We start from the raw sequence: 12,617 nt of genomic DNA, 5'->3' as shown, positions 1-12,617 counted from the left end.
TACTAATCACAACCGAAAATCTCATGAGGGGTGAATCAGCATGAATATTGATATAACATCTATTTATGAAAACATGCCGGATTTTTCGAATCATATGGAAGCGAGAGAATGGTTTAAAAACGAGTTTCAAGACAGGTTTTTCTTAAGGACGCATAGTGATAACGACGGAAAAATGACGTATTATTACCACATTGTAAAGGACCCCGAAACGTATCAAAGATATATGGAGAGCTTTGCAAGTAATGAAAAACGAGATATCACCGAAATGTCGACATTTGAAAGCTATACGACTGTTGAAATTAGTGAAAACGGAGATGTAAATATAACATTATAGAAATAAGGAGGCTCCAAATGGAGCCTCCTTTTCCTTATCTATCCTGGAATCTTTTCCTTAATAAATTCAACCATATCGTCTTTGCTAATCGGTCGGCTGAATAAATAGCCTTGTATTTCATCACAGCCCATATCCATAAGCATTCTACATTCATCCCACGTTTCTACACCCTCTGCAACAACATTGAGCTTGAGCCCGTGTGCAATGTCAAAAATCGCCTTGACCAGTAAAGCTTTTTTCTCATTTTTATCGATATTATGGATGAATTTTCGATCAATTTTAATTTCATCGAGTGGAAGCTTTAATAGTTGGTACAAGGAAGAGTATCCTTTTCCAAAATCATCAATAGAAATCTGAACACCCAGCTCTTTCAGCTTTTGAATCTGTTCAGCAACTTGCATTTGATCCGAAATAAACACACTTTCGGTAATTTCAAGTTTTAAATATTTTGGATCTAATTCGGAAGTCTCCAAAGCCTTCTTAATCATGGACACAAGATAATCTTGTTGGAAGTGCTTTGCCGAAAGATTTACAGAAATCGGGACATGTAGAAGATCTTCAAGCTGCCATTGTTTATTCTGCCTACATGCCTGAACAAGGGACCATTCGTCAATTTGTGAAATTAGACCAATTTCCTCTGCCACTTCAATAAATACCCCAGGAGAAATGGGGCCTAATACAGGATCATTCCAACGAAGTAAGGCTTCAATGCTTGTAATTTCACCAGCAAATGTTTTAGGCTGATAAAATTGTTCAAACCCTTCTTTATCGACTGCAGTGCGCAAGGAATTCTCAATGATAAGACGCTCCTGGAATTTATATTTCATCGATTCATCGAAGAACTGAACAGTGTTTCCACCCTTTTCCTTCGATATATACATCGCAATATCTGCATATTTCACTAATGTATCCAAGTCTTCTCCATCCTCGGGGTACATGCTTACCCCGACACTTGCGGTGATGTAGTGATTTTGGCCGGCAATTGTAAAATAGGATGAAAATTCCTTTACGATTAAGTCTAATGTTTCATTTACTTCTTCTTTCTTTTCAACCGAGTGTACTACCACAAATTCATCCCCACCAAGTCGGAACACCTGTCTGTTATCTGATTGTAGCTTCTTCAGCTTATTCCCAGTTGCTTTTAGAAGCATATCACCTGCATCATGCCCTAATGTATCATTGATCTGCTTAAATTGGTTAAGGTCAATAAAGATAATCGCAATGTCATGATCAACATTAAGACGGATTTGCTCGCGAACGTAGTTTTGGAAAAAATAGCGGTTCGGCAAATAAGTTAAGCTATCATAAAAGGCAAGCTTATGGAGCTTGTCCTCTGATTCCTTCAGCCTTGTCGTTTGCTCCCGTAGAATCAAGTTCATTTCGATACTTTCTTGGAATAGCTCTTTCAGCTTATCCGCCATCTTCTTTAGATTTTTACTTAAAACACGAAGCTCGGAAATCGTGCTTTGAGGCCACTCTATATTTTCTAAGCTACGAAGCTTTTGTGGTAACCCAGTCGTGATTGTTGTAAGCTGCCTTAAGTTGTTCGTTAGAAGTCGGCTAATGAACATCACAAAAAAAATCGCTGACAATGCTAGAATGAATAAGTATTTAAGCTGGTCTAGTGAAGTATTAAAGAGCTGTTGTTGATATTGGGAAATTGGGAATTGCAGCATGATTCGAAATGAATCTGTATCCCTTGTATAAAAATAAAAGGCATCCATCCACCTTGTAATCGGCTGTGCATCGTTTCTAGCAACTGGCAAGGCCTCATAAAGCCTTGGTGAAATCTCCCTAATCTCATACTTTTGAGACTCGAAATCCATCATAGCTGTCGAAGCGATGATTTGATCCGAATGATCAAAGATGATAATATCACTCTCTTTATTTTTATTTCGCCAAATAATATCTTCAATTTGATTCACATCAACAGTACCATTGTTTTTTTCCAATTGGAGAAATTCATTTTCAATGCGATTAACTCTCGTTTCGCCTACAACACTCAAGTCCTTTTTTATAAGATCAAAGGTATTTAAGGCATTTGTAACAACACTTATAAAAAACGGAACAAGTATGGTGAAAATGGTGATCTGGGATAAAAACTGGTGTATTGATACGTTATTTTTATTTAGTCGGTTTTTAACCAATTTATAAAATGGAAAATAGGCCAATAACACATCTGCTACTAATACATTGAATAATCCGTTGGTGATATCCTTACATATTAGAAAGTAAAGGGAAGTACCTGACAATGATTCCCGACCACTAAAAAATAACAGTGCTATTCCAATTAACAACCAGAAAAACACATCAACGAAAAACATTTTTGCTTTTCGACCACGCAAGAAAAATGCACCAACAAAAATGATTTCAACAAGCATTAAGATGGCATAAAATGGACTGTTTGAAAAAAAGATTGTAAAGAAGATTGCAAGCAGCCCTGTTACAATCGCAGCGGAATAGCCAAATATGCGTAGTATCAGGAATAGAAAAATACTTGCAAAAGAAAATGTAATCCCATACAAAAGTGATAATCTGAAATGAGAGGCGAACAGGACCAATCCCATCAGGGCTACTAATAGGATTATGTCGCTATTCAGTTTGCCTTTTAATTGCGTAAATCCTATCATAAAGTCTCCTCTAGTTCATCCTAAATATGTAAAACGACATTTTTCACTATGATTATGATAATAATATCATACATTCGACTGATTATTCCTATATTTTCTCTCATAATTTGGCATTTTCTTATTCAATAGGGCACCTTTTCCTTTTTATTCAGTAGATTACAAAAAAATCGAATGGTTGGCTAAAAATGATAAACTTTGTTACCCTAAAAAGAGCAAATTTTTTAGGAGAGTGGGAAAGATAGTGAATACATACGCACGATAAAGAAAGGATTTTATGATGAAAAAAATATCAAATGTTTTTTGGATCTCAGTTGCAATTACACTCGCAGCTGTCATCTATGGTGTTGCGGCACCAAAAAGTTTCGAAGAAGTAACAAGTAATATTCAAGCATTTATCACTTCCGCTTTTGGGTGGTATTATCTAATCTTAGTTACAATCATAGTCATCTTCTGTATTTTCCTTATTTTTAGCCCTGTTGGCACAATCCGACTCGGAAAACCTGATGAAAAACCCGAGTATTCAAATATCTCCTGGTTTGCTATGTTGTTTAGTGCAGGGATGGGAATTGGACTGATCTTTTGGGGCGCCGCAGAACCACTATCCCATTATCTGACTCCTCCAGTAGCAGAAGGTGCTACAGATGCTGCTCAAAAAGAAGCAATGCGTTATACATTTTTCCATTGGGGGATTCACGCCTGGGGAGTATACGCGCTCGTGGCACTTGCCTTAGCTTATTTTAATTTCCGCAAAGGCGAACCTGGCCTCATTTCAGCAACCTTAAAGCCTGTCTTAGGAAAAAAAGCTATGGAAGGAAAACTAGGTACACTGGTTGATGTGTTAGCTGTGTTTGCAACGGTTGTTGGTGTTGCTACCACATTGGGATTTGGAGCTGCACAAATCAATGGAGGGCTTTCTTTTCTACTTGGAATACCTAATAATTTCTTCGTTCAATTCATCATTATTGCGATTGTTACCGTCTTATTTATGATGTCTGCATGGTCGGGATTAAGTAAAGGTATTAAATATTTAAGTAATGCAAACATGATTTTAGCAGCTGCCCTGCTCATTTTAATGTTCGTAGCAGGTCCTACAATTCTAATTCTTGACATGTTTACAGATTCAATTGGCGGATATATACAAAATATTGTTCACATGAGCTTCCGAATAGCTCCACTTAATGAGGAACACCGCTCTTGGATTAACGGTTGGACGATTTTCTACTGGGCTTGGTGGATTTCATGGTCACCATTTGTAGGAATTTTTATTGCACGTGTATCAAAAGGAAGAACGATTCGACAATTTATGATAGGAGTTTTATTGCTTCCTGCTCTTGTAAGCTTTCTATGGTTTGCGGTATTCGGTACTTCTGCAGTAGAAGTCCAAAAGGAAGGCATTGTTGACCTTTCCCAATTTGCTACAGAAGAGGTTCTTTTCGCAATCTTTAATGAATCTTCACTTTCGGTTATTTTATCAGTGGTGGCTATTATCCTTGTAGCAACATTCTTTATTACGTCTGCTGACTCTGCCACATTTGTTTTAGGGATGCAAACCACATACGGATCACTCACACCGCCAAACAATGTAAAACTAACATGGGGTATTTTACAATCAACCGTTGCTTTAATATTATTATACAGCGGTGGTTTACAAGCCTTACAAAATGCTCTTATTGCAGCAGCTTTTCCATTCTCCATTATAATGGTACTAATGATGATTTCATTGTATCGCTCATTAACAAAAGAGAAGAAGGAACTTGGTTTATATTTGAAACCAAAACATAAGACAAAAACGGCTACTCCGCAGCAACAATAGTTGACTAAAAAACCGGGATCACTTTTGATTCCGGTTTTTGCGTGTTTTATTGTGGAATAAGTCCTTGCGTCCATGTCTTGACTCCGTCATCTTCCACGAATTCGATGATGACGTCAGTCACTCCTTTTATTGACTGGATCTTTTCTTCAATTCGGTCTTTTATTTGAAATGCTTCTTTGACCGTGATATTTGGTTCTATTTCTAATTTCATTTCGATGTGGAAATCCTCCCCCTCTTTCATTGCAAATAAGGTTCGGATATCTTTTATTTCTGGATTTGTAAAAATAAACTCCGCAATTTTGTTTTCTAGATCTTCGTCTGCTTCGCCAAGTACTCCTTTTGCATTGTCTAAAAATACCTTACCTACGACATAAAACATCATTATACCGATTATAATAGAAGCAATTCCTTCTGCAGCATGGAAACCTCCATAATAGGAGAGTAAAATCCCAATGATCGCTATAAGTCCACCAAGGGTTGCTACTAAATCCTCCATAAATACAAGCTTTGTTGCTGGCGTTGCTTTTCCTAAATGACTAAAGCTTTTGCCTACAGCCGCAAAGCCACTTGCCTCCACATGTGCTTCGTGCAAAACTTCTTTCATTGCCTTAAAAAGAACGTATGACTCTAAGAGAGCGGCCAATCCTAATACAGAAAGATTAATGGCAATACCTTTTGATTCGGTTGGATGTTGAATATGAAGAAATCCTTCTTTGATTGTTTCATAACTCATAATTCCAACGATGAGAACAGCACCGAGTAACACGAGATTGACGAGTCGACCAAAACCATTTGGATAGTTTTCAGTCGGCATTTTTTTACTTAAGGCACTTCCTATATACACGAAAAATTGATTGGCGGCATCCCCTAAGGAATGCATCGTTTCTGCAAACATCGCGACATTCCCCGTGAAAAAGAACGCAACTCCTTTTATAATCGCAATAATCGTGTTCACAATGGACGCAATCAAAGAAGACTTGTTTCCATTCTTTAATAAACCTTGTTTTTTCGACATAGTGACCTCCAGTCGCTGTTTCTTGGTAATAATTGTAGTATTTATTACTTTTAATAAATTTATTAGGGGAAGTGCAGGATATAAAAATTGGATAGTGACGCTAATAGGGGATTGCGGACTTTGGGATAGCGGTTAAATCAGTGAAAACCAGTGAATTCAACTAAAAAAGAAGACCTAACATGGTCTTCTTTTAAAAATGGGATATCTTAAAATTTTAAAACAATCTTACATACTTCGGCTTGGTTGTTTTTCAAGAACTCAAAGGCTTCAGCAATTTTTGTAAAATGGAAGGTATGTGTTTTCATTTTTTCTGGTTGAACAGCACCCTTCTCAAAAAGTTCAATAACATGTGGGAAACGATTATTATTTAATCTAGAACCCAAAACATCGATTCCTTTTTTCGTAAATGCTACTTGAGGAACGGAAGAAGGTTTATTTCCTGTTCCAAGTGTCACAATTCGTCCTGATGGAGCAACTAGTTCTAATGCTTCCTCAAGGCTTTGTGGTGAACATACAGAGTCAATTATGACATGTGCTCCATCACCATTCGTAAATTCTTGGAGAGCTTCTGATAAGCTTTCGTTCTTCACATTCACAACTCGGTCTGCTCCCATATCCTTCGCACGGTCTAGTCGTTTATCTACTATGTCCGTCATTATTACGAAAGCCCCACGCGATTTTGCTACTTGCATGACGGCAATCCCAATTGGACCAGAGCCCATAACCAATACTTTATCTCCAGTTGTGGTACGTCCGCGTTCATTTGCTTCAACACCAATTGAATAAGGTTCAACTAATGCCGCACTTTCTCGATCGATTTTTGACTCATCCAATTTATAGGCATTTTTTTCAGTTATTTTCACGTATTCCGCAAAACCACCGTCACGATGGACGCCTGTTACCTCAACAGTTTCACATACATTGTGATGTCCAGTACGACATGCATAGCAGTGTCCACAGCTATTTACATTGTCTACTGCTACAAGGTCACCAACTTTTACGTTCGTCACGCTTGCTCCAACCTCTTCAATGATACCCGCAAATTCATGACCAATAATTCGTGGATACGTAGCTAATGAGTTTGTTCCATTAAAAATACCTACATCGGAACCACAAATTCCTCCAGAAACCACTTTTATTATGACATCATGTTCATCTTCAATGACTGGTTTTGGAACTTCTTTTATTTCAACTTCAAATGGTTTGTTTATGACTACTGCTTTCATGTCAATTCCCCCTGATGTAAGTTATATAATAGTAGTGTTATAGTTTCGTTTTCTTATTGCTTATCCTTCTAGCTATCGTAAATGAAACTGTCGTTTGTTTTTATTCACCTGAGAACCATTCTACTGGGACTGTTACTAGCTCTGGAATAAAGATTAGTAAGAATAGCAATGCAACTTCAACAACGAGAAATGGTATGATCGCTTTTACAAGCCGGGTAATACTAATCTTTCCTGCACCAGCTGCAACATTCAGAACTGTTCCTACTGGTGGTGTTAATAAACCGATTACGTTATTTAGAATAAATAATAATCCAAAGTACACAGGGTCAATACCTGCAGCATTAACAACAGGCATTAATACTGGTGTTAAAATCAAGATAGTTGGGTTAACATCCATTGCCATTCCTACTAAAATGACAATAATATTGATAACGATTAAAAGTAATAATGGATTATCCACTAACGGACTTAAAATATTGGTTACTGTTTCAGGAATGTTTCCAATTGTCATTAACCAAGCAGAAACCATAGCTGCTGCCGCTAAGAACATGATCACACTGGATGTTTTTGCTGAACTAATTAAGCTTTCAAAAATATCCTTTAGTTTTAATTCACGATAAACAAAGACACCAATAAATAGTGCATAAACTACTGCAATTACCCCTGCTTCTGTTGGAGTAAAGAATCCGCCTCGAAGTCCAGTTAAAATACCAATCGGCATTAAAATTGCCCAAATCGCGTCTATACAGGATTTTGCCATTTGTTTAAAGCTTGCTCGTGGAAGTTTTTCTACTTTATCTTTTCTTGCGACAAATGCCCAAACGATACATAATGCAATTGAGATATAAATAGCAGGAGCGATACCTGCAATAAATAATTTTGTAATCGATACTCCCGCTGTAACACCGAATAAAATCATCGGTACAGATGGCGGCATGATAGGTGAAACGATGTTTCCAGCTGCTATCAATGCTGTTGAACGATCACGGTTATAACCTGCTTTTGCCATCATAGGAATCAAAATAGCACCGAGTGCCGCTGTTGAAGCTACGGCTGAACCTACTAAACTAGCAAAAAGTACAATAGCTAAGATTGCAACATAGCCTAATCCACCACGGATGTGCCCAACTAATGAGGTTGCGGCAACAATGATTCGTTTCGTTAAACCACCACGGTTCATTAAGTCTCCACACAAAATAAAGAACGGAATCGCCATCATTGCAAAGCTATCTGAGCCGACCATTAAATTTTGTGCAAGGATTTGAGTATCAAAATCTCCTAAATAGATCATCATAAATACGCCGCTAAGTAGTAAAGCAAACGCGATTGGGATCCCGATTGCCATTGCTCCTAATAATGCGACTAAGAAGATTACCATTGTCATTTGTTCGACCTCCCTTTACTACCTTTTCTCGTTGTCTTCATCGTCATTTTTCATATTATCCAAAACATCATCTTCATCTGATTCATGTAAGGTTATGAGTTTATTAATTGATTCTGGCTCTTTCATAACCTTTACGATGTTTGTCACACAAATAAGCGCAATACAAATTCCAGTTAGCATTCCTACTCCATAGATAATTGATAGCGGAATCCCAGTTGCGGCTGCTCGTGCCTCCACACTTTGTAGTGTCATTGTATATGCTCCGTGAGTTAACATAATCATTATGATAATAATAATAATTTGAGCAATAATATAAGTAACTCGTTTTAAACCTTGTGGTAATTTATGCATCACAGAGTCCATACCCAAATGGACATTCGACCTCATCGCGCCAATTGCACCAATATACGTAATATAAACGAATAGATATCTTGCAATCTCTTCTGACCAGGTTAAGCCTGAATTAAATACCGTACGTAAGACGACATTTAAAAAGACAAAGAAGACAATTAAGGCAAGCATAATGCCGAGTAGGTAATCTATCCCTTTAAAAAGCCTGTCATTAAACTTTGACATGTCTTTTCCCTCCATAAAAATGTTTTCAAAAATAAAAGGTTGCGTTTACATTTTCTACTCTACTGAACGAATCCGATTGATCATATCTTCGGCCCAGTCGTATTTTTCATATAGCATTTCATAGACTGGTTGAACGGCGTCAATCAATTGCTGTCTTTCTTCGTCAGATGGTGTTTCTACAGCAATCCCTTGTTCTTCTAAGAACTTTCGGTCGTCTTCAATACTATTTTCATAGATATCCCATGTTCGATTAGAGGTTTCCAGAGCAACTTCCTGGAATATTTTTTGGTCTTCTTCAGACAATGTATCCCAAAATTCTTTGCTCATCATTAGCTCATTTGATGAAACCATATGGTTTGTCTCGTAAATATAATCTTGAACCTCGAACCAACCCTCTTGTCTAAAAGTAGACATTGGATTATCCTGCCCATCCACTACACCTTGTTCTAAAGCTGTGAATACTTCTCCAAGGTCCATGATGACAACGTTTGCTCCTAAAGATTCAGCTAATTTCACATGGATTGGATTGTTTGGCATTCGCAATTTTTGCCCCTTTAAATCTTCTGGGGATTTAATTGGATAGCTTGAGCTAAATACACGAGCACCGTTTGGATTCCATGCTAAGAATTTAATTGGCTCCTGCTCCTCAAAATTCTTGGCAATATATTCTCCTACTTCTCCTTGATAAACTCTTCTTGCATGTGCAACATCTTTAAATACAAATGGAAAGTCAGGAGTCGCCATCATCGGAACCTCGCTCCACATTACTGTTCCGATTGCCGTCATTTCTACAATTCCACTACGAGTAAAATCATATAATTGTTTTTCTCCACCAAGTTGTCCGGAATCATAAATTTCTACGTTGTACCTACCATTTGTCCGTTTTTCAATTTCTGGTTCAAATACTTCTTTTAAAGCTACATTGACAGGGTTGGAAGGTGACAGAGTTGTACCAACCTTGACCAATATTCCTTTATTTGCGCTCGTTGCTTCAGAGCATCCCGCAAGTATGATAGCAAGCATTGTAAAGACAAGGAATATTATTGTTTTTTTACCAACATTCAGTTTTTTCATTCGATATTACCTCCTCATATCACATAAAGCCCTTTCATTTTGGTTGATGATTATCGTAACGCTTACAATCAGTACACCAGTATACTTGTCGACAAGTTGTTGTTAAAAAAAATTAATGCTTTTAAAATATTGAGTTCGTTACTGTTTCACGCGTATCTTCAAAATGATCATGAACCACGTTTTTTATGAATTCTAGATCTTTTGATACGATTGAATTAATTAAAACTCGGTGTTTTTCTATCAATGAATTAATCTCATTCGATTGTTCAAGGAATCTCTTTTTTGTAGCAACAAGCAACGCCGTAAAAACAATGTCTCGAATATTGTTCCATAAATGAAGCATTCTTTTGTGCTCAGCAGCCTCAATCATTAGTTCATGAAATTTCAAATCCTGGATTGTAAATTCAATATATTGATTGTACTTGGCGGCAATTATCATCTCATCAAGAATTTTGTTTAGTTTTTTGATAAGATCCTCATTCTCCATCTTTGAAAGTCGTTCGATGACAAATGTTTCGATTAGATATCGCACATCGTACAATTCTTCTATATCCTTCCGGGACAAGCCGAGGACGACCGCACCCATACGCTCTAGTCGAATAAGCCCCTCATTTGATAAGGTTTTGAGCGCCTCTCGTACTGGGGATCTGCTAGTCCCAAACTCCTCTGCGATCGAGTTTTCAGACAGTACTGTTCCAGGAGCAATACTTTTATTAATTATTTTCAAACGTAATTCACTTGAAATCATTTCGCCAAGAGAAGTCCCTTTTAAAGCTATAGAAGGAAATTCCATCACCATCAACTCACTTACCTTATAAATAATCCCTACAAAACTAGTATAATAGTAGTTTTTATCTCCCTTTCTCTTACTGTTGTATACTTGTACACAAGTTTGTCATAATTTAATATATACTGAAAATGCCATGTTGTAAAGAGAAAACGTATTCAAATTTCAATTATTTTCGACAATTTTTTAGCGATTTTCACTCCTCTAGAATTAATGAAGGACATTATTAAACATTTATACGAAGTGACCTTCATTTTTTTCGGATAAAAAAATGCCTCCCCCAGTAAGTTACATTTTAACCTACTGGGAGACGCCCTTAATTTTCTTCTCTGACAAGCAATGCCACCGCTTCTACGTGAACTGTATGTGGGAATAAATCCACTGGTTGCACAGCTTTTAATGTATATCCAAACGGTTCGAGTTCTTTAATATCCGTTGCGAAAGTTTCTGGGTTACATGAAACATAGACGATTCTTTCAGGCTGTGAACGACCAATTCTTCTCATCACTTTGCCACCAGCACCAGAACGTGGAGGGTCAAGTAAGAGCAACTCTGGTCTTCCAAAGCTCTCAAGTACCTCATCAATTCCTTTTCTAGCGTCTTTTGCTAAGAAATAGGTGTTTGTTAAACCATTGTCACTTGCATTTCGTTTTGCAGATTCAATTGAACTTTCAACAATTTCAATTCCAGCAAGCTTTTCAACACGGCTTGCGAATGGAAGTGAGAATGTTCCTACCCCACAGAAAAGGTCAATCATTTTTTCTGTTTTCTTTGGCTCACCCATTTCAATCGCTAGGTCGACTAATTTTTGAGCTTGAGTTGGGTTTGTTTGGAAGAATGTATCAAACCAAACACGGAATCGATAGCCATCCATTTCATCGTAAATAAAGTCGCGACCCGCTAATACATGTGTTTTTTCGGATTGGGTACGGTCAGCCCAGTCCGTATTTTCAAGCCATAATAAGCTTTTTACCTCAGGGAATTTTTCTACGATGCGTTTCACTAAATCATCTGCGGCTCCTTGAAGATGCCCTTCAGGTGCTTCGGTTGCAAAAAGGGCTAACATGATTTCACCAGTAGCAAAGGATTGTCTCACCATGAGATGGCGAAGAAGTCCTTCGTGCTCATCTTTGTTATACCCTTCTAACTGATGATCCTTTGCCCACTGCGCAACTTCCATTGCACCTTCAACCATTTTTACACCTGCAATTAAACAAGTTTCAAGTGAAATAATCTTTCGGAAGTTTCCTTGTTCATGTAAGCCAAGCGCCCCTTCAGGTGAGAAGGTAAATTCCATTTTATTGCGGTAATGCCAAGGCTCGTCCATTCCTATGGTGTCATTAACAAGGTCAGGGCTGAAACCTTGTGATTCCACTTGTCGTTTTACATAATTCGTTTTGTACTGAAGTTGACCTTGGTAATCCCAGTGCTGCCATACACAGCCACCACATTTTTCAAAATGAGGACAAGGCGGTGCAAGTCTTTGTTCATTTGATGTTAGGATTTCCTCTACCGGTGTTCTCCAGCGCTTTCTATCTGGCTGGTCAACAGTAACTCGAACTTGCTCCCCAATTAATGTTTGTGGAATGGTGAGTTTTAGTTTCTTTTTATTGCCCTGCTCATTCTCGCGCCATACCGTTGCCCGGCCCGAACCCTTTTCATCTAAACTTTTTATTTCAACAATCATTGTTTCTGGTTTTGCCAATTGCTGTTCCTCCTCTAAAATCTACCTATCTATATGGAAGTGTAACTTTTCACATGTTATTTGGTTAAAAAAA

Annotated in this window: 10 protein-coding genes; 2 read left to right on the top strand and 8 right to left on the bottom strand. The window is 37.6% G+C overall.

The window, feature by feature from the left end; translation table 11 throughout:
- The first annotated feature begins 40 nt into the window (after nucleotides 1-40).
- On the top strand, nucleotides 41-334 hold the full coding sequence (locus tag DZB84_RS13460) for a hypothetical protein (RefSeq protein WP_116352777.1): 294 nt from the start codon (nucleotides 41-43) through the stop codon (nucleotides 332-334).
- Nucleotides 335-372: 38 nt separating this feature from the next.
- Here DZB84_RS13460 and DZB84_RS13455 read toward each other — a convergent pair whose 3' ends face one another.
- Nucleotides 373-2,964, bottom strand: coding sequence for an EAL domain-containing protein (locus tag DZB84_RS13455; protein ID WP_116352776.1), 2,592 nt, complete (start codon nucleotides 2,962-2,964; stop codon nucleotides 373-375).
- Nucleotides 2,965-3,241: 277 nt separating this feature from the next.
- On the opposite strand from DZB84_RS13455, the gene DZB84_RS13450 reads away from it, so the two are divergent.
- Nucleotides 3,242-4,777 (top strand): glycine betaine uptake BCCT transporter, encoded by a 1,536-nt coding sequence (locus tag DZB84_RS13450; protein WP_116352822.1) that lies wholly within the window; start codon nucleotides 3,242-3,244, stop codon nucleotides 4,775-4,777.
- 46 nt (nucleotides 4,778-4,823) lie between these two features.
- Here the strand turns inward: DZB84_RS13450 and DZB84_RS13445 are convergent, their stop codons facing one another.
- From DZB84_RS13445 to rlmD, 7 genes are all read right to left on the bottom strand, one after another.
- Nucleotides 4,824-5,792: a cation diffusion facilitator family transporter gene (locus DZB84_RS13445; protein WP_116352775.1), complete on the bottom strand. Its 969-nt coding sequence runs from the start codon at nucleotides 5,790-5,792 to the stop codon at nucleotides 4,824-4,826.
- A gap of 206 nt (nucleotides 5,793-5,998) precedes the next feature.
- Nucleotides 5,999-7,018, bottom strand: coding sequence for a zinc-binding alcohol dehydrogenase family protein (locus DZB84_RS13440; RefSeq protein WP_116352774.1), 1,020 nt, complete (start codon nucleotides 7,016-7,018; stop codon nucleotides 5,999-6,001).
- A 100-nt stretch (nucleotides 7,019-7,118) separates the two neighbouring features.
- Nucleotides 7,119-8,402 (bottom strand): TRAP transporter large permease, encoded by a 1,284-nt coding sequence (locus tag DZB84_RS13435; RefSeq protein ID WP_116352773.1) that lies wholly within the window; start codon nucleotides 8,400-8,402, stop codon nucleotides 7,119-7,121.
- Between the two features lie 18 nt (nucleotides 8,403-8,420).
- Complete coding sequence (locus DZB84_RS13430; protein ID WP_189655242.1) at nucleotides 8,421-8,978, bottom strand: TRAP transporter small permease; 558 nt, start codon at nucleotides 8,976-8,978, stop codon at nucleotides 8,421-8,423.
- Nucleotides 8,979-9,032: 54 nt separating this feature from the next.
- Nucleotides 9,033-10,052 carry a TRAP transporter substrate-binding protein gene (locus DZB84_RS13425; protein WP_116352771.1) on the bottom strand — a complete coding sequence of 340 codons (1,020 nt, stop codon included), beginning with the start codon at nucleotides 10,050-10,052 and terminating at the stop codon, nucleotides 9,033-9,035.
- A gap of 121 nt (nucleotides 10,053-10,173) precedes the next feature.
- Nucleotides 10,174-10,851: a GntR family transcriptional regulator gene (locus DZB84_RS13420; protein ID WP_317616456.1), complete on the bottom strand. Its 678-nt coding sequence runs from the start codon at nucleotides 10,849-10,851 to the stop codon at nucleotides 10,174-10,176.
- A gap of 304 nt (nucleotides 10,852-11,155) precedes the next feature.
- The gene (rlmD, locus tag DZB84_RS13415) at nucleotides 11,156-12,526 is read right to left on the bottom strand and encodes a 23S rRNA (uracil(1939)-C(5))-methyltransferase RlmD (protein ID WP_116352820.1); all 1,371 of its coding nucleotides are present in this window, start codon (nucleotides 12,524-12,526) and stop codon (nucleotides 11,156-11,158) included.
- Nucleotides 12,527-12,617: the final 91 nt, after the last annotated feature.

This window comes from Bacillus sp. HNG (assembly GCF_003400205.1).
GTDB lineage: Bacteria > Bacillota > Bacilli > Bacillales > Bacillaceae_L > Ferdinandcohnia.
This window is presented reverse-complemented; position numbering and strand designations above follow the sequence as displayed.